Origin of the sequence: Micromonospora sp. WMMD708 (genome assembly GCF_049315245.1) — a bacterium.
GTDB lineage: Bacteria > Actinomycetota > Actinomycetes > Mycobacteriales > Micromonosporaceae > Micromonospora > Micromonospora wenchangensis.
In genome coordinates, this window is sequence record NZ_CP186060.1 from 199,568 (window position 1) to 216,174 (window position 16,607).

Consider the following 16,607-nt stretch of genomic DNA (forward strand, 5'->3'; position numbering starts at 1 on the left):
GCTTCGGCCCTCCCTCCAGGCTTCGCCATCTCTTGATGCTGGGCAATTCCACAGCGTACGGGCCGCCCCCCTTTGCGACAAGCCGCGAAGAGTCGACCCGATTCGACCCGGACGACCGATCGTACACCTGTTCCAACAGGCACGTCAGGATGGTCGTGGCGGAGCTGGTCGGGGGCCACCGGAGCGCCCCCGCGCGACCGGTACCGTCTAGTCGTGACCGATCTGGTACGGGCGCAGGCCCCGGTGGTGATGGGCGTCCTCAACGTCACCCCCGACTCCTTCTCCGACGGTGGCCGGTACGCCGACCTCGACGCCGCCGTCGCACACGGTGTGCGACTGCACGACGAGGGTGCGCACCTGGTCGACGTCGGGGGCGAATCCACCCGGCCGGGCGCCGACCGGGTCGACCCCCGTACCGAGGCGTCCCGGGTGCTGCCGGTGATCCGTGAACTCGCCGCCGCCGGGGTGCCGGTCAGCATCGACACCACCCGCGCCCCGGTCGCCGAGGCGGCCGTCGTCGCCGGGGCCGCCGTGGTCAACGACGTCTCCGGCGGGCTGGCCGACCCCGACATGGCCCGGGTGGTCCGCGATGCCGGCTGTCCGTGGGTGCTCATGCACTGGCGGGGGCACTCCCGGGGGATGCGCGAGCTGGCCAGCTACACCGACGTGGTCACCGATGTCCGGGCCGAACTGGCGAAGCGGGTCGACGACGCGCTGGCCGCCGGGGTGGCCGCCGACCGGCTGGTGATCGACCCCGGGCTCGGCTTCGCCAAGACCGCCGCGCACAACTGGGAGCTCAGCGCCCGCCTGCCCGAACTGCTCGCCCTCGGCCTGCCGCTGCTCTTCGGCGCCAGCCGCAAGTCCTATCTGGGCCACCTGCTCGCCCACCCCGACGGCACCCCCCGCGACACCGACGGCCGGGCCGCCGCCACCATCGCCACCAGCGTGCTCGCCGTCGCCGCCGGTGCCTGGGGGGTCCGCGTGCACGACGTCCGGGGCACCACCGACGCGCTGGCCGTCTGGTCGGCCACCGGCCGCCCCCGACTCGCCACCACCGGCAACGACCCGGCCCCCACCGGCCGGACGGAGGGAGGAACGTGACCGACCGGATCGTCCTGACCGGACTGCGGGCCCGGGGCCGGCACGGCGTCTACGACTTCGAGCGCGCCCAGGGCCAGGAGTTCGTGGTCGACGCCGAACTCGAACTCGACCTCGCCCCGGCCGCCCGCTCCGACGAGGTGACCGACACCGTGCACTACGGCGAGCTGGCGCAGCGGCTCGTCGAGGTGGTCACCGGCGAGCCGGTCAACCTGATCGAGACGCTGGCCGACCGGCTGCTCGCGGTCTGCCTGGCCGGGCCGCTGGTCGTCGCCGCCACCGTCACCGTCCACAAGCCCGAGGCCCCGATCCCGCACACCTTCACCGACGTGGCCGTCACGATGCGGCGTACCCGGTGACCCGGGCGGTGCTGTCGATCGGCAGCAACCTGGGCGACCGGCTCGACCACCTGCGGTCCGCCGTCGCCGGTCTCGGTGACGCGGTGCTGGTGGTCTCCGGCGTCTACGAGACGCCCCCGTGGGGGGACGCCGACCAGCCGGCGTACCTGAACGCGGCGGTCATGGTCGCCGACCCGGCGGCGACCCCGGACGACTGGCTGGCGCGGGCACACGCCGCCGAGACCGCCGCCGGCCGGGTCCGCGACCCGGCGCGTCGGTACGGGCCGCGCACCCTCGACGTGGACGTCGTCGCCGTGTGGGACGACGACGGCCGGCCGGTGCTCAGCGACGACCCCGGGCTGACCCTGCCGCACCCCCGCGCCCACCAGCGCGCCTTCGTGCTCCGCCCGTGGATCGACATCGACCCGCACGGGCGGCTGGCCGGGCACGGCTGGCTCACCGACCTGCTCAACGCCGAACCGGTCGCCGGGGACGCCCTCGAACTGACCCCCCGCCCCGATCTTTCGTTAGAGTCGGACACATGAACCAGTGGAGCCGGCCGGTATGACGCCGTCCCGACCGTCCCGTGACCGGGAGCCCGACGGGTCGAGGATGGGCCCCACCCGGCTCTCGACGCTGCTGGTCGCCGCGCTCGCCGCCGCCGCCGTGGCCTGGTTGCTGATCAGCAGCTTCTACTACAGCGGCATTCCCCGGCTGCCCTGGCTGCCGGTGGTCACCCTGGCCGCGCTGGCCGTGCTGGAGGCGTACGCGGCGGTCAACACCCGCGGCCGGATCGAGCGGCGACCCGGCCGGGAACCGGTCAACCCGCTGCTGGTCGCCCGGTTCGTGGTGCTGGCCAAGGCGTCCGCGCTGGTCGGGGCGATCTTCTTCGGCTTCTACGCCGGGTTGACCGGCTGGCTCTTCGTCGAGCCGACCAACGCGGCCATCGAGGACCGGCCGGCCGCCGGGGCGGGCACCCTCGCCGCGCTGGCCCTGGTCGCCGCCGCGCTCTGGCTCGAACGCTCCTGCCGGGTCCCCGAGTCCGACGACGACGCCGACGACCGGGCCGACCGGACCGGGCAGCGCTGACAGGGGTTACGCCCGCCCCCGGCGCGCGGGTACGGTGCCTGGCGACCGGAACACAGTCAGCCGTCACCGGTGACGGCCGGTCACCTGGGAGGCGCACCGCATGGTGTACGACGAACCGGGCCGGACCGCGTCGGCAGAGGTGCCCGCGACCGCACCCGAGAACGTCCTCGACGACCCGGAGCAGGGGGAACCCGGCCGGGACCGGCTCGGCGTGCATGTGGTCTGGGAACTGGCGCTGCTGCTCGCCCTCGCCGCGTTGGCCTACCTGCTGTGGCGGGAGGACCCGGACGCGCTGCGCGGTGCCGCCCTGCGGCGGCTGCTCGTCGACGCGGTCGCGCTCGGCCTGCTCGTCCTCGCCGCCGGGCTGAGCCTGCGGACCGCCGCGGTGAACCTGGCGATCGGCCCGGTCGCGCTGGCCGCCGCGCTGCACTTCGCCGAGCAGGGCGACCGGGGGGTGTCCACGGCGGTCGTCCCGGCCCTGGTCGCCGCCGCGCTGGGCGGGCTGGCCCTGGCCTGGGCGGTGGTGGTGCTGCACGTGCCCGGCTGGGCGGCCAGCCTCGCCGCCGCCGCCGGGGTGATTGTCTGGATCGAACGGCGGAACCTGCCGGTGGCCGTGCAGGCCGACTACGACCCCCGACGTAACGCCTACTACCTGTTCGCCGGGTTCGCCGCGGTGGTCGTCCTGCTCGGCGCGTTCGGCGCGATCCGGACCGTACGCCGGCTGGTCGGCCGGTTCCGACCGGTGGCCGACCCGGCCCGCCGCCGTGGGATGGCCGCCGCCCTGGTGACCTCGGCCGCGCTGATCGCCTCCACCGTGCTGGCGACGCTCGCCGGGGTGCTCGTCGCCGCCAACGCGGACGGCCCGGTGACGCCGGCGTCGGGACTGGACTGGACGGTGCTCGCGGTCGGGGTGTCCATGTTCGGCGGCACCAGCGCGTACGGTCGGCGGGGTGGGATCTTCGGCGCCCTGCTCGCGGTCGGCCTGGTGGTGACCTACCTGACCTGGGCGCAGGATGTCGGCGCGCCGACCGACAGGTGGGCCGTCGGTGGGACGGCCCTGGCCGGTGGCCTGCTGGTGACCCGGCTGGTCGAGACCTACGGCCGGCCCCGCACCGTCCCGGGTGAACAGGTGGAGCTGCCGCCGGTGCGGGACGGGGCGATCAGCTCCGGTTGGTCGATGCCCCCGGGCGGGGAGGCGCGCAACTGGACCCCGGCCCTGCCGGAGCGGACGACCGACGACACCCCGCCCGACCCCTGGGAGGCCCCCCGCTGGCCGAGCGCGCCACCCCGCTGGGACGCCGACGGGCGGTGAGCGCCCGAGCCCGGACCGGTGCGACCGGCGACCGGGCGTGGACGACGGGCCGGCGACGATCTCTCCGGTTAGGCTCGCGGGCATGACCGAGACTCCTTCCGCCGGCACCGGCCACACCTTCGACCAGCTCGACGCCCTCTCCACCGAGGAACTGCGGGAGCGGGCCTTCGCGCGGGCCCGGGAGCGGCGGGACGTCGGGTTCTTCTGGTCGGTGCTGCGGCACCTGCCGAACGCCGACGAGGCCGCCGCGCTCGACGGGGCACCCAACTCGGTGGGGCCGACCATCGACGAGGCGGCGGCGCTGTGGCGGGAGCTGACCGGGCACGGCTACGAGGAGTCCGCGCCGCTGCTGCGGGCGGCGTTCATCGACTACCTGATGAAGCACTGAGCGGCCGGCCCGCCGGCTGGCGGGAGAGGTTTGCCGGCCGTGGCGGGTCGGGAACTTCCCGCCGCATGGCCCTCACCCAACGCCCCCGCACCGTGCAGGGGTACGGCACCGCCGCCGGCACCGGCACCCTCGCCGCGCTGATCCTCGTCGTCGTCGGCGGCAGTCCCTGGTACGTCCGCTGGGCCGAGGCACACACCGACCCGAACTCCGCCGGGGGCTGGTACCTGCGGCTGCTCGCCTGGCCCGCCTGGCGGGTCGAGTCGACCCCGGAGCACGGGGTGCTCGCCACCGACCTGCGGGCCATCCTGCTGCTGCTGTTCGCCGGGGCGCTGCTCTACCTGCTGCCGGCCGGTCAGGTGGCCCGGGTGCCCGGGTCGGCCAGCCAGTTCTTCTCCGGCTGGGCCGCGTACACCCTGGCCGCGGCGGCAGCGACCCTGCTGGCGGCGCTGCTCACCGCGGACGGCCCGCTGCTGGCGGCCTTCGAGACCACCGGTACCGGGGCCGGCTACGGCTTCTTTGCCGGCTGGATCATCGGGCTGGCCAGCCTGGGCGGGCGGGCCTGACCCACAGCCGGCCGGCGCCCCGACCGCCGGGCCGGTCCGGGTGGCGCCCTCCGCGCCGGCTACTTGTCGGGCTGCCCGAGGTCGAGCACCCGGGTGCGGCTGAGCGTGCCGGCCGGCCGGCCGTCGGCGGTGACCACGACCGTGTCGGTGCCGGCGGTCAGCATCGCGGCCAGCGCGTCGTACGCCGAGCGGCCCAGCGGTAGTTCCGGCAGGGTGGCGTCGGTGGCCTCCCCGTCGAGCACCTCGCGGGTGACCGGGGTGACCGCGAGCCGACGGATGCCCCGGTCCGCGCCGACGAACTCCCGCACGAACGGCGAGGCGGGCGTGCCGAGCAGCGCCGCCGGGGTGTCGTACTGCTCCAGTCGGCCGCCCTCGGAGAGCACCGCGATCCGGTCGCCGAGCCGGACGGCCTCGTCGAGGTCGTGGGTGACCAGCACGATGGTCTTGCGGACCTCGGCCTGGAGCCGGAGGAACTCCTCCTGCAACCGGGTCCGCACGATCGGGTCGACGGCGGAGAACGGCTCGTCCATCAGCAGCACCACCGGGTCGGCGGCCAGCGCGCGGGCCACCCCGACCCGCTGCCGCTGACCGCCGGACAGTTCGTGCGGGTAGCGGCGTCCGAACTGGGCCGGGTCCAACCCGACCAGCTCCAGCAGTTCGCCGCTGCGCTGCCGGATCCGCTCCTTCGACCAGCCGAGCAGCCGGGGTACGGTGCCGACGTTGGTGGCGACCGTCTGGTGCGGGAACAGGCCGACGTTCTGGATCACGTAGCCGATCCGTCGGCGCAGCTTCACCGGGTCGACCCGGGTGATGTCCTCGTCGCCGAGCATGATCCGCCCGCCGGTCGGCTCGATCAGCCGGTTGACCATCCGCAGCACCGTCGACTTGCCGCAGCCGGACGGGCCGATCAGCACCACCAGCTCGCCGGCCGGCACATCCAGGCTCAGCTCGCGGACCGCGTCGGTGCCGTCGGGGTACCGCTTGCGGATGCCGTCGAGCGTGATCGAGGCGGCGCTGTGTCCTGCGTCGCCGGTGCCCCCGGGGGTAACGTCCACGTGTGTCCTTCCACCTGAGTTACCGGGCCGAGCCGGGTAATCCGTGGTTCTCCTGGCAGTACGTGCGGGACAACTCTGACACCATTCTCGCCGCGCTGCGCGAGCACGCCTCGCTGACCGGCCGGGCCGTGCTGCTCGCCGCGCTGGTGGCCCTGCCGCTGGCGGTGCTGGCCTACTGGTACCGCCGTCTCGCCGGGCCGATTCTCGCACTGACCGGGGTGCTGTACACGATCCCCTCCCTGGCCCTGTTCGCGTTCATCGCCCCCTACCTGGGCATCGGGGCGGTGACCGTGCTCACCGTGGTGGTGCTGTACGCGCTGCTGGTGATCGTCCGCAACGCGGTGGCCGGGCTCAACCAGGTGCCTCCCGAGGTGCGGGACGCCGCCGAGGGCATGGGGTACGGCCGGTGGGCCCGGCTGTTCCGGATCGACCTGCCGCTGGCCCTGCCCGGCATCCTCACCGGGGTGCGCCTCGCCACGGTCTCCACCGTCGCGCTGGTCACCGTCGGGGTGGTGATCGGCCGGGGCGGCCTGGGGCAGTTGATCTTCGCCGGGTTCCAGAACAACTTCTACAAGGCCCAGATCATGACCGGCACGCTGCTCTGTGTCCTGCTCGCCCTGGTGCTGGACCTGATCCTGGCCGGCGTGGGCCGCCTGCTCACCCCCTGGCTGCGGAGCCGCCCCCGATGATCTCCGCAGTCACGAACGAAAGGTCCGTCCGGTGAATCCGGTGCAGCAGGCGGTGGTCTGGCTCAACGACCCGCTCAACTGGACCAACCCCGGTGGGGTGCTGGACCGGATCGGGGAGCACCTGAGCATGTCCGCCGCGGCGGTGCTGCTGGGCTGCCTGGTGGCCTGGCCGATCGGTCTCTGGCTGGGGCACTCGGGGCGCGGCGGCGGCGCGGTCGTGCTGATCTCCAATCTGACCCTGTCCATCCCCACCCTGGCGCTGCTCACCATCCTGCCGCTGACCTTCCTCGGCTTCGGACGGCCGGCGGTGGTGGTCGCGCTGGCCGTGTTCGCGGTGCCGCCGCTGCTGGCCAACGCGTACACCGGGGTGCGGCAGGCCGACCCGGAGGCCCGGGACGCGGCACGCGGGATGGGGTTGTCGGGGTGGCAGGTGCTGCGCCGGGTGGAGTTGCCGCTGGCGGTGCCGTACCTGGCCGCCGGGTTCCGTACGGCCGCCGTCCAGGTGGTGGCGACGGCGGCGCTGGCCTCGTTCGTCAACGGCGGAGGGCTGGGCCAGATCATCCGGGCCGGTTTCGGGCTGGACATCGCGGCCGGTGGCGGGCAGATCATCGCCGGTGGGGTGCTGGTGGCGGGGCTGGCGTTGGCGGCGGAGGGGGTGCTGGCACTGGTCGAGCGGGCGGTGACCCCGCGACCGCTGCGGCGTACCCGGCGGGCGGCCAACCGGCGGGCGGCGGACGCCACGGCGGGGAACTGATCCCTTTCCGTGACGATCACGTGACGAAAGTGGTTCAGAGTTTGTCGGTCGGTCCGGAAGGATATTGGGTGAACCCGCGGGCGGCGGCCGTCGCCCGTCGGACACGCGGCCGGCCCTGCCCGGGGTCGCGCCGGGACACGGAAGGCGGGCACGATGCGCGTACGGACACGGCTGGCGGCGGGCGCGGTGGGCGCCCTGACCCTGGCGGGTCTGTTGACCGGGTGTGGGGACGCCGGCTCGTCCGGCACCGACGCTCCGCAGCAGGGCGCGAGCGGTGCGGGCTGCGCCCCGGTCGCCGGTGACCAGCTCGTCGTCCTCGACGACGACAAGAAGCTCCAGAACACCGACAACATCATCCCGGCGGTCAACGCCAAGGTGGCCAACCCGCAGCTGCTCGCCGCGCTGGACAAGGTCTCCGCCGCGCTGGACACGCCGAAGCTGATCGCCCTCAACAAGGCGGTCGACGTGGACCGCAAGACGCCGAAGGCGGCGGCCGAGGAGTTCGCCTCGGCCAACGGGCTGACCACCGGCATCGCCAAGGGCCCGGGTGGGCAGATCGTCGTCGGGGCGGGCAACTTCTCCGAGAGCCAGACCCTGGCCGAGCTGTACAACATCGCCCTCACCGCTGCCGGCTACCAGGTCAAGGTGCAGCAGATCGGCAACCGTGAGCTGTACGAGCCCAGCCTGGAGAAGGGCGAGATCCAGGTCGTCCCCGAGTACGCGGCGACCATGGCCGAGTTCCTCAACACCAAGGCCAACGGCAAGGACGCCACCCCGGTCTCCTCGCCGGAGCTGGACAAGACGGTCAGCGCGTTGAAGTCCGAGGGTGACAAGGCGGGCATCACGTTCGGCACCCCGTCCTCGGCGCAGGACCAGAACGCCTTCGCGGTGACCAAGGCGTTCGCCGACAAGTACTCCCTGAAGACCCTCTCCGACCTGGCGGCCAAGTGCTCCGGCAAGGACACCGTGCTGGCCGGCCCGCCGGAGTGCCCGCAGCGGCCGAAGTGCCAGGCCGGTCTGGTGGAGGTCTACGACTTCAAGGCCGGTTCGTTCAGCTCGCTGGACGCCGGTGGCCCGCAGACCAAGAACGCCCTGAAGACCGGCACCGCAAGCGTCGGCCTGGTCTTCTCGTCCGACGGCGCGCTCGCCACCAGCTGAACGTGATCCCGGTCGCGGTCGGCTTCCTCCGACCGCGACCGGGTCCGCCCGGAACCGGGCGATCATGCCCCGCGTGACCAGGCCGGATGCTCATCGGCGGCGATCCGGTCGCGCCGAGGCGTACCGGACGAGATCGGGGCAATTCTGCCCTGGGACCGTTCCCAGCCCGCGTACATCTCGGTAGGCTGCACAGCCATGCCCTCCCCGGTCGTCTCCGAGAAGCGCAGACCGCAACTGCTGACCGTCCTGTTCTGGATCGGGGTGGCGTTCGCACCGATCGCCGCGCTGATCCTGCTGTTCGCCGACGGCAACGGTCCGCTGCGGTTCGCCGCGGTGCTGGCCATCACCGCCGTCGTGCTGATCGGCCTGTCCATCGCGCTGCGCGCCGACGGCGGTGCCCGGGCGTCCGACGAGTCGGTGCTCGACGAGTTGGAGCAGCTCCGGCGCGAGCTGCGTAGCGAGATCGTGGCCGCCGCCCAGCGTGGCAACCAGGCGCTGGACCAGTCGCAGCGGGCCGAGGAGCAGGTCACCGCGTTGCGTCGCCGGTTGGACGCGGCGGCCGAGCTGGCTGCCGCCGTCGCCGCCCCGCCCGCCGAGGATTCCGTAGCCGGTGCCGGCCGGGCCCGGGTCCCGGCCGCCGAGCCGGCACCGGAGGCCCCGGTGGGCCGGCGACGGGCCGTGGTCGAGGAGCCCCCGTCGGACTGGAGCCACCCGGAGGATGCCGCGCCGGTCGCTGCGGGCCGGGGACGGGTCCCGGTCGACCGGGAGCCCGCCGAACCTACCGGCCGCCGCTACGCTCCCGAGCGCACGCCCACCGGGCAGGCCGGGGTGTACGGAGCGGCGGCCCGGGAACCGCGCGGCGGGATTCCCGCCGCCGAGTCGACGTCCCGCCCGCTCGGTGTGGTGCGGCACACCGAGACCGTGCACGTGACCACCCGGCACACCGTCGTCGACGGCCCCGACCCGGCCGGCGGCTACGGCGGCGGGTACGCCGGCCGGTGGGCCCCCGGCGGGGACGAGTCGTCCTGGGCCGGCGGGGAGCCGGAGCGTCCCTGGTCGGCGCAGTCCGAGCCGACCGGCCGGGGCTGGTCGGCCCCGCCGGATGACCGTTCCCGGACAGCCCGTCCGGCGTCGCGTGACGAGCGGGCCTGGCCGGCCGCCGCCGGCCCCGCCTGGTCGACGCCGGGCGACGACCGGCCCGAGCCGGGCCGGCCGGAGTGGTCGACGGGTGGCGGGGAGGCCGGTGGCTGGTCGGCGGGCGGTCGGTCCGGTTGGGCGGGAGACCGGGCCGAGTCGCCCGCGCCGCCTGCCGGTGACCGCTGGGGACAGGACCGGGCCGACGTACCGGCCCGGCAGGCGCCGGCCGGTGACCGCTGGGCCGAGGCGCGTGACCAGGGGCGGGCCCGGGAGGTGCGGGTCGGGGAGCGCCATGCGGAGGCGCGCGCCGACGGCGGCTACCACTACTCGGACCGCTGGGCCTCGGTGCGACAGGAGGAGCCGTACCGGGACGGGACGGACCCTACCGGTGACCGGTGGGGTGGCGGTCGACCGGAGCAGTCCGACCGTCCCGCGCTGCCGGCCGGCGGGGTGCCGGTGCCGCAGCAGTGGCGGGAGCCGGCGCGCAGCTACCGGCCGGCCGACCAGTGGCCGGCCCACGCGACCCCACCGGACCAGGGCCGGCCGGACGGGCAGTGGCCGTCCCGCGCCGAGCCTCAGCCCGCCCAGGAACGGCCGGCGCACGCCGACGACCGGCGGTGGGAGGGACAGCGGGCCGAGCAGTGGCGGGACCGGGAGCCGGTGGTGTCGTGGCGCGACCCGGAGCCCGAGCCACGCGACCACCAGCAGTGGGCTGGCGAGCAGCGGTACGGCTACCCGCCGCGGGACGACGCGCCGCGCGCGGGCGGGCACTGGCGCTGAGCGCCGCAGGTCAGCTCACTTGTCGATGTCGCCGACCACGAAGAACATCGAGCCGAGAATGGCGATCAGGTCGGGCACCAGGCAGCCGGGGAGCAGGGTGGCCAGCGCCTGCACGTTGGCGTACGACGCGGTGCGCAGCTTGAGCCGCCACGGCGTCTTCTCGCCCCGCGACACCAGGTAGTAGCCGTTGATCCCGAGCGGGTTCTCCGTCCAGGCGTAGGTGTGCCCCTCGGGGGCCTTGACCACCTTGGGTAGTCGGGTGTTCACCGGACCGGTGAGCCGGTCGACCCGGTCCAGGCACTGCTCGGCGAGGTCGAGGGAGGCGTACACCTGGTCGAGCAGCACCTCGAAGCGGGCGTGGCAGTCCCCGGCGGTGCGGGTGACCACCGGCACGTCGAGCTGGTCGTACGCCAGGTAGGGCTCGTCGCGGCGCAGGTCGAGGTCCAGCCCGGAGGCGCGGGCGACCGGCCCGGACGCCCCGAACGCGGCGGCGTCGGCGGCCGACAGCACCCCCACCCCGACGGTGCGGGCCAGGAAGATCTCGTTGCGCCGGATCAGGTTGTCGAGGTCGGGCATCCGGCGGCGGACCTCGTCGATGGCGGCGCGGGCCCGGCCGGTCCAGCCGGCGGGGACCTCCTCCTTGAGCCCGCCGACCCGGTTGAACATGTAGTGGATCCGGCCACCGGAGACCTCCTCCATCACCGCCTGGATGGTCTCCCGTTCCCGGAACGCGTAGAAGACCGGGGTGATCGCGCCGATCTCCAGCGGGTAGGAGCCGAGGAACATCAGGTGGTTGAGCACCCGGTTCAGCTCGGCCAGCGCCATCCGCAGCCAGGTGGCCCGCTCGGGCACCTCCATGCCCATCAGCCGTTCCACGGCGAGCACCACGCCCAGCTCGTTGGAGAACGCCGACAGCCAGTCGTGCCGGTTGGCCAGCACGATGATCTGCCGGTAGTCGCGGACCTCGAACAGTTTCTCCGCGCCCCGGTGCATGTACCCGACGATGGGTTCGGCGGCGACCACCCGTTCCCCGTCGAGCACCAGCTTCAGCCGCAGCACGCCGTGCGTCGAGGGGTGCTGCGGGCCGATGTTGAGCACCATGTCGGTGCCGAGCTGCTCCCCGCCGGCCCCGGTGCCGACGGTCAGCTCGCGCAGTTCACCGGTGTCCGTGGTCATGCCGGTCATCGTGCCATGAGCGCATCGACGGCGACGCCGACCGGCTGGAGCAGCCAGTGGTGTCCACCGAGCCCGGCCGGATCGGTCAGCTCGGCCACCGCCGAGGCGGCGGCGAGCGCCCGCACGTAGCCGGCCGGGTCGGTGCCGGCCAGGCTCAGCGCCGGTCGGCCGCCGTCGGCCCCGAGCGCCCGCAGCGCCTCCCGCTGCGACAGCAGGGTGTACGCACACCCGGCGACCCGGGCACCGGCGGCGGCGACGGAGTCGATGGCGACGTGTGCGGTGATGTCGCACGACCCGTCCGGCACCGGCGGCACCTGTCGCCCGTTCCGGTACCCGGTCAGCGTGCCGCCGACGGGTCGCCGCTCCCGCAGGTGCCCGTAGTCGACGGCCAACGCCACCCCCCGCCGCAGCCGCCCGACGACCCCGCCCCAGGCGAGGTCCCGCCCCCGCCCCACCTCCACCCGCTCCACCTCGGCCTCCACCCGCTCCCCAGCCCCGTTGATCAAGAGGTTTGCGTCAACGGAGGGGCCCGGACCTGACGCAAACCTCTTGATCAACGGGGCGGTGGTGGTGGAGGGCCGGGGTGGGGTGGAGGGCCGGGGTGGGGTGGGGGTTTGGGGTGGGGTGGGGTGCCAGGTGGTGAGCCAGGTCAGGTCTTCCGGGGTGAGTGGGGGGCCGGGGGTCTCCTCGCCGGTGTCCGGGTCCACCAGGTGGTAGCGCCAGCCGGTGCCGGTGGGGACGGCCACGTCCAGGGGGACGTTGTCCAGCCATTCGGTGGCGGTCAGCAGGCCGGTGATCCCCGTCGGGGGCTCGGTCGTCCAGCCGATGTGGGGCGGCAGGTCCGCCGGGCGGGGGGCCAGTTCCACGGCCGTGAGGCGCAGGCGGTCAGCCAGCGGCGTCGCAGCCGCGTCGGGCGTCGCCGGGCCGTGGGCCAGGGCGGCCAGGGCGCGCAGCAGCTCACCCCGGCCGGCACCCATGTCCACCACGTCGAACGGGGTGGGGAAGCCGAGGGCGGCGTCGAGACGGCACACGAGCCGGAACACCGCCGCCGCGAACGCCGGGGAGGCGTGCACGCTGGTCCGGAAGTGGTCGGCGGGGCCGGACCCGGCGACGAAGAAGCCGTGCGGCCCGTAGAGGGCGGCGGTCATGGCGTCCCGCCAGCGAATCGCGTTCATCCCGTGTTCAGGGTCCGTCACCGTGCCGACCCTACGGTCTGCGGGCATGAGACGAATCGTGATCCCCGCGCTGGCGGTCGTACCGCTGCTGCTGACGACCACCGGTGCCGCCGCCGCGCCCGCCCGGGACGACGTGCCGCGTGCGGTGCGGGCGGTGGCCGAGACACCCGCCCTGTTCGACGACGCCGCCGGTGGCGACGCCGACGCCGACGACCCGGCGATCTGGGTGCACCCCACCGACCGGGCCGGCAGCCTGGTGATCGCCACCGCCAAGAACGGCGGCCTACGGGTGTACGACCTGCGGGCCCGGGAGCGGCAGGCGATCGCCACCCCGCCGGCACCCGGTCCGGACGACGAGGCGGGCCGGTTCAACAACGTCGACCTGGTCGGCGGCTTCCGGTTGGCGGGCCGACCGGTCGACCTGGCGGTGGTCACCGACCGGGGACGGGACCAGCTGCGGTTCTACCGGATCGACCCGGCGTCGCGGCGGTTGGTGGACGTGACCGCGCCGCAGCCGCCGTTCGCGTTCAGCCGGGACCAGGCGGAGGTGAACACCCAGCGCACCGCGTACGGGTTGGGCACGTTCACCGACCGGGACGGGGCCGCGTACGCGGTGGTGAGCCGGCGCAGCACCCCGGAGGTGGGGGTGTTCCGGCTGGTGGAGCAGGCCGGGCGGGTCAGCTACCGGCCGGTGGGGCGGCTGGTGCTGCCGTCGACGTTCACGCTGCCGGACGGCTCCGCCTGGTCGCCGTGCACCGACCCGGGGGACGGCCCGCAGGTGGAGGGGACGGTGGTGGACCCGGCCACCGGCGTGGTGTACCTGGCCCAGGAGAAGGTCGGCCTGTGGCGGACCCGACTGGTCGGTGGCCGGTTCGTGGGCGTACCCCGGCCGGTGGAGCGGGTCCGGGAGTACGGCGTCCCGGCGGCCTTCGATCCGGCGGCCGACGACTGCGTCACCGACCACACCGCCGACCCGGGCTTCGGCGGGCGGATCGCCCAGGACGTGGAGGGCCTGACGATCATGCGCACCGGCCGGTACGCGGGCACCCTCGTCGTGTCCAGCCAGGGCGACGACACGTTCTTCACCTACGACCGGGTCGGCAACCGGCCGACCGGGCGGTTCGCGGTGGTCGACGGCCGGTTCGACGGCGCGCAGGAGTGCGACGGGGCGGCGGTGACGGCCACCCCGCTGCCGGGCTTCCCCGGCGGGCTGCTGGTGGTGCAGGACGGCCGGAACACCCCGGCGACGCCGGACGGGGACGGCGGGGCGCGTCCGGGCACCAATTTCAAGTTCGTCGACGCCGGGTTCCTGGGCGGCCGGCGGTGAGCTGCCACACCGGGCCACCGGCCGCCACCCGGCCGGCCGGTGCCCGCGGTCGGTGAACGTTTTCACACATCCTTGTTCGGGTTCCCTGCCCCCGGCGCATACTTGCCCTCGACCGGTACCCCCTTCGAGGACTGGATCGTCGCCATGAGCGCACCGCTGCGCCCGCGTCCGGCCGCCCCACCCGGCGTCGCCGCACCGCAGGGCCCCGTCGTACCCGATGTCCCGTTCGTCCTTCCCGCCCGCCTCACCGTGGGTGTGGTCGGTGCCGGCCGGGTGGGTGCCGTGCTCGGGGCGGCGCTGGTCTCTGCCGGGCACCGGGTGGTCGCCGCCTCCGGCGTGTCCGGGGCGACCCGGGCCCGGATCGCGCTGCTCCTGCCGGACGCGGTGCACCGGTCCGCCACCGCGGTCGCCCGGGCCGCCGTCGACCTGCTGCTGATCGCCGTGCCCGACGACGCGCTGGCCGGTGTGGTCGCCGGGCTGGCCGACGCCGGCACGTTGCGCCCGGGCCAGGTGGTCGCGCACACCTCCGGCGCGCACGGGCTGGGCGTGCTGGCCCCGGCCGCCGCCGTGGGCGCCCGGCCGCTGGCCCTGCACCCCGCGATGACCTTCACCGGTACGCCTGACGACCTGTCCCGGCTGGCCGGTATCTCCTTCGGGGTGACCGCCCCGGCGGAGCTGCGGGCGGCGGCGGCCCGGCTCGTCGCCGACCTGGGCGGGGTGCCGGAGTGGGTGGGGGAGACCGACCGGGTGCTCTACCACGCGGCGCTGGCACACGGCGCGAACCACCTGGTGACCCTGGTCAACGAAGCGGCCGACCGGCTGCGTGACGCCGGGGTCACCCAGCCGGAGAAGGTGCTGGCCCCGCTGTTGCGGGCGGCGTTGGAGAACGCCCTGCGCCTCGGCGACGACGCGCTCACCGGTCCGGTGTCGCGTGGCGACGCGGGCACCGTACGCCGGCACCTGGCCCGGCTGGCGCAGACCGCGCCGGAATCCGTCGACCCCTACCTGGCGTTGGCCCGACGCAGCGCCGACCGGGCGATCGCGGCGGGCCGGCTGCGCCCGGTCGACGCCGAGTCCCTGCTCGACGTCCTGGCGGGCGTCCACCGGGAAGTGGCGGCGTGAGCGGGCCCGGATGGGCCAGTGAGCCGGGTTTGCGAGCCCCGCAGCGCGAACGGAAGGCGATTCAGTGACGGAACTGGTGCACACCCGGGCGGAGCTGGCGAAGGCGCGGGCCGGCCTGGCGGGCACGGTCGGCGTCGTGATGACGATGGGTGCGCTGCACGCGGGGCACGAGACGCTGATCCGGGCCGCCCGGGAGCGGGCCGACCACGTGCTGGTGACGATCTTCGTGAACCCGTTGCAGTTCGGCCCGAACGAGGACTTCGACAGGTACCCGCGCACCCTCGACACCGACCTGGAGGTGTGCCGGCGGGCCGGCGCGGACCTGGTGTTCGCCCCGGCCGTGGCGGACATGTACCCGGACGGGCAGCCCACGGTCCGGGTGAACCCGGGCCGACTCGGTGAGGACTTGGAGGGGCAGAGCCGGCCCGGTTTCTTCCACGGGGTGCTGACCGTGGTGTTGAAGCTGCTCCAGCTCACCCGGCCCGATTTCACCTTCTTCGGGGAGAAGGACTACCAGCAGCTCACCCTGGTCCGCCGGATGGCCCGGGACCTGGACGTGCCGGTCGAGGTGGTCGGCGTGCCGACCGTCCGGGAGCCGGACGGGCTGGCCCTGTCCAGCCGTAACCGTTACCTGTCGGCGGACGAGCGGCAGGCGGCGCTGGGCCTGTCCGCCGCGCTGCGGGCCGGCGTGACCGCCGCCGAGCAGGGTGCCGACGCGGGCGACGTGCTGACCGCCGCCCACCGGGCGCTGGCCGCGACGCCGGACGTGCGGCTGGACTACCTGGCGCTGACCGATCCGGACCTGGAGCCGGGGCCGGTCGCTGGGCCGGCCCGGCTGCTGATCGCGGCCTGGGTGGGCGGCACCCGGCTGATCGACAACCTGGCCATCCGGCTCGCTCCCCGCAGCTGACCCCGTACCTGACTCGGAAAGGCACCACGATGCTCCGGACCATGCTCAAGTCGAAGATCCACCGGGCGACGGTGACCCAGGCCGACCTGCACTACGTCGGTTCGGTGACGGTGGACCAGGATCTGCTCGACGCCGCCGACCTGCTCCCGGGCGAGCAGGTGGCGATCGTGGACGTGACCAACGGGGCCCGGCTGGAGACGTACGTGATCCCCGGCGAGCGGGGCAGTGGCGTGATCGGCATCAACGGCGCGGCGGCCCACCTGGTGCACCCGCAGGACCTGGTGATCCTGATCTCGTACGGTCAGATGGACGACGCGGAGGCCCGCACGTACCGCCCCCGGGTGGTCCACGTGGACGCCGACAACAGGGTGGTTGAGCTGGGCGGCGACCCGGCAGCGGCGGCCGTCGGCACGGCCGGTGACCCGGTGCCGAGCCCGCTCGCCGTCGTCGGCTGACCAGAATTCCGGTCTGTTACCGGAAGGTCATTTTTGGTTACCCTGGGCTGACCGTCGGATTGACGGTCGTCGGCTGGGGGA

Annotated in this window: 18 protein-coding genes; 15 read left to right on the forward strand and 3 right to left on the reverse strand. The window is 74.5% G+C overall.

Translation table 11 applies throughout. The features are described 5' to 3' along the window. Positions 1–213: 213 nt before the first annotated feature. The 7 genes from folP to ACN260_RS00885 all read left to right on the forward strand — a co-directional run bounded on the left by folP (position 214) and on the right by ACN260_RS00885 (position 4,788). Entirely contained in the window at positions 214–1,101 is an 888-nt protein-coding gene (gene folP / locus ACN260_RS00855) for a dihydropteroate synthase (RefSeq protein WP_422754310.1), read from the forward strand. Continuing rightward, positions 1,098–1,457: a dihydroneopterin aldolase gene (gene folB / locus ACN260_RS00860; RefSeq protein WP_422754311.1), complete on the forward strand. Its 360-nt coding sequence runs from the start codon at positions 1,098–1,100 to the stop codon at positions 1,455–1,457. Before folP ends, folB begins: the two co-directional genes overlap by 4 nt. Next, a complete protein-coding gene (folK, locus tag ACN260_RS00865; protein ID WP_422754312.1) occupies positions 1,454–1,981 on the forward strand; it encodes a 2-amino-4-hydroxy-6-hydroxymethyldihydropteridine diphosphokinase in 528 nt (175 codons plus the stop codon). The genes folB and folK overlap by 4 nt, the downstream gene beginning before the upstream one ends. 19 nt (positions 1,982–2,000) lie before the next feature. After that, positions 2,001–2,525, forward strand: coding sequence for a DUF3180 domain-containing protein (locus ACN260_RS00870; RefSeq protein WP_422754313.1), 525 nt, complete (start codon positions 2,001–2,003; stop codon positions 2,523–2,525). Between the two features lie 100 nt (positions 2,526–2,625). Next, entirely contained in the window at positions 2,626–3,837 is a 1,212-nt protein-coding gene (locus ACN260_RS00875) for an ABC transporter permease (RefSeq protein ID WP_422754314.1), read from the forward strand. Positions 3,838–3,919: 82 nt separating this feature from the next. Beyond that, positions 3,920–4,225 (forward strand): hypothetical protein, encoded by a 306-nt coding sequence (locus ACN260_RS00880; protein ID WP_088643875.1) that lies wholly within the window; start codon positions 3,920–3,922, stop codon positions 4,223–4,225. A 65-nt stretch (positions 4,226–4,290) separates the two neighbouring features. Continuing rightward, positions 4,291–4,788 (forward strand): hypothetical protein, encoded by a 498-nt coding sequence (locus ACN260_RS00885; protein WP_422754315.1) that lies wholly within the window; start codon positions 4,291–4,293, stop codon positions 4,786–4,788. A gap of 59 nt (positions 4,789–4,847) precedes the next feature. Here ACN260_RS00885 and ACN260_RS00890 read toward each other — a convergent pair whose 3' ends face one another. Further along, entirely contained in the window at positions 4,848–5,843 is a 996-nt protein-coding gene (locus ACN260_RS00890) for an ABC transporter ATP-binding protein (RefSeq protein WP_422754316.1), read from the reverse strand. A 2-nt stretch (positions 5,844–5,845) separates the two neighbouring features. Between ACN260_RS00890 and ACN260_RS00895 the strand changes: the two genes are divergently transcribed. The 4 genes from ACN260_RS00895 to ACN260_RS00910 all read left to right on the forward strand — a co-directional run bounded on the left by ACN260_RS00895 (position 5,846) and on the right by ACN260_RS00910 (position 10,361). After that, the gene (locus ACN260_RS00895; protein WP_088643878.1) at positions 5,846–6,532 is read left to right on the forward strand and encodes an ABC transporter permease; all 687 of its coding nucleotides are present in this window, start codon (positions 5,846–5,848) and stop codon (positions 6,530–6,532) included. 31 nt (positions 6,533–6,563) lie between these two features. Beyond that, positions 6,564–7,286, forward strand: coding sequence for an ABC transporter permease (locus ACN260_RS00900; protein WP_422754317.1), 723 nt, complete (start codon positions 6,564–6,566; stop codon positions 7,284–7,286). A 153-nt stretch (positions 7,287–7,439) separates the two neighbouring features. Beyond that, entirely contained in the window at positions 7,440–8,444 is a 1,005-nt protein-coding gene (locus ACN260_RS00905; protein ID WP_302738727.1) for a glycine betaine ABC transporter substrate-binding protein, read from the forward strand. Positions 8,445–8,639: 195 nt separating this feature from the next. Next, positions 8,640–10,361 (forward strand): hypothetical protein, encoded by a 1,722-nt coding sequence (locus ACN260_RS00910; RefSeq protein ID WP_422754318.1) that lies wholly within the window; start codon positions 8,640–8,642, stop codon positions 10,359–10,361. A 15-nt stretch (positions 10,362–10,376) separates the two neighbouring features. On the opposite strand, the gene ACN260_RS00915 is transcribed toward ACN260_RS00910, so the two are convergent. Both ACN260_RS00915 and ACN260_RS00920 read right to left on the reverse strand, forming a co-directional pair. Next, positions 10,377–11,546 carry an NADH-quinone oxidoreductase subunit D gene (locus ACN260_RS00915; RefSeq protein ID WP_422754319.1) on the reverse strand — a complete coding sequence of 390 codons (1,170 nt, stop codon included), beginning with the start codon at positions 11,544–11,546 and terminating at the stop codon, positions 10,377–10,379. Next, positions 11,543–12,712 (reverse strand): SAM-dependent methyltransferase, encoded by a 1,170-nt coding sequence (locus tag ACN260_RS00920; protein WP_422756581.1) that lies wholly within the window; start codon positions 12,710–12,712, stop codon positions 11,543–11,545. The genes ACN260_RS00915 and ACN260_RS00920 overlap by 4 nt, the downstream gene beginning before the upstream one ends. Before the next feature lie 46 nt (positions 12,713–12,758). Here ACN260_RS00920 and ACN260_RS00925 point away from each other — a divergent pair, with 46 nt between their 5' ends. From ACN260_RS00925 to panD, 4 genes are all read left to right on the forward strand, one after another. Beyond that, positions 12,759–14,039: a phytase gene (locus ACN260_RS00925; protein ID WP_422754320.1), complete on the forward strand. Its 1,281-nt coding sequence runs from the start codon at positions 12,759–12,761 to the stop codon at positions 14,037–14,039. A gap of 144 nt (positions 14,040–14,183) precedes the next feature. After that, positions 14,184–15,161, forward strand: coding sequence for a Rossmann-like and DUF2520 domain-containing protein (locus ACN260_RS00930; protein WP_422754321.1), 978 nt, complete (start codon positions 14,184–14,186; stop codon positions 15,159–15,161). A 64-nt stretch (positions 15,162–15,225) separates the two neighbouring features. Next, on the forward strand, positions 15,226–16,071 hold the full coding sequence (gene panC, locus ACN260_RS00935) for a pantoate--beta-alanine ligase (RefSeq protein WP_422754322.1): 846 nt from the start codon (positions 15,226–15,228) through the stop codon (positions 16,069–16,071). Between the two features lie 29 nt (positions 16,072–16,100). Further along, positions 16,101–16,526: an aspartate 1-decarboxylase gene (gene panD / locus ACN260_RS00940; RefSeq protein ID WP_088647581.1), complete on the forward strand. Its 426-nt coding sequence runs from the start codon at positions 16,101–16,103 to the stop codon at positions 16,524–16,526. Positions 16,527–16,607: the final 81 nt, after the last annotated feature.

Excerpts from the sequence above, each read along its gene's own strand:
- ACN260_RS00870 (WP_422754313.1), top strand. The coding sequence starts at position 2,001 with ATGACGCCGTCCCGACCGTCCCGTGACCGGGAGCCCGACGGGTCGAGG.
- ACN260_RS00875 (WP_422754314.1), top strand. The coding sequence starts at position 2,626 with ATGGTGTACGACGAACCGGGCCGGACCGCGTCGGCAGAGGTGCCCGCG.
- ACN260_RS00880 (WP_088643875.1), top strand. The coding sequence starts at position 3,920 with ATGACCGAGACTCCTTCCGCCGGCACCGGCCACACCTTCGACCAGCTC.
- ACN260_RS00885 (WP_422754315.1), top strand. The coding sequence starts at position 4,291 with ATGGCCCTCACCCAACGCCCCCGCACCGTGCAGGGGTACGGCACCGCC.
- ACN260_RS00905 (WP_302738727.1), top strand. The coding sequence starts at position 7,440 with ATGCGCGTACGGACACGGCTGGCGGCGGGCGCGGTGGGCGCCCTGACC.
- ACN260_RS00910 (WP_422754318.1), top strand. The coding sequence starts at position 8,640 with ATGCCCTCCCCGGTCGTCTCCGAGAAGCGCAGACCGCAACTGCTGACC.
- ACN260_RS00915 (WP_422754319.1), bottom strand. The coding sequence starts at position 11,546 with ATGACCGGCATGACCACGGACACCGGTGAACTGCGCGAGCTGACCGTC.
- ACN260_RS00920 (WP_422756581.1), bottom strand. The coding sequence starts at position 12,712 with ATGAACGCGATTCGCTGGCGGGACGCCATGACCGCCGCCCTCTACGGG.
- ACN260_RS00925 (WP_422754320.1), top strand. The coding sequence starts at position 12,759 with ATGAGACGAATCGTGATCCCCGCGCTGGCGGTCGTACCGCTGCTGCTG.
- ACN260_RS00930 (WP_422754321.1), top strand. The coding sequence starts at position 14,184 with ATGAGCGCACCGCTGCGCCCGCGTCCGGCCGCCCCACCCGGCGTCGCC.
- panD (WP_088647581.1), top strand. The coding sequence starts at position 16,101 with ATGCTCCGGACCATGCTCAAGTCGAAGATCCACCGGGCGACGGTGACC.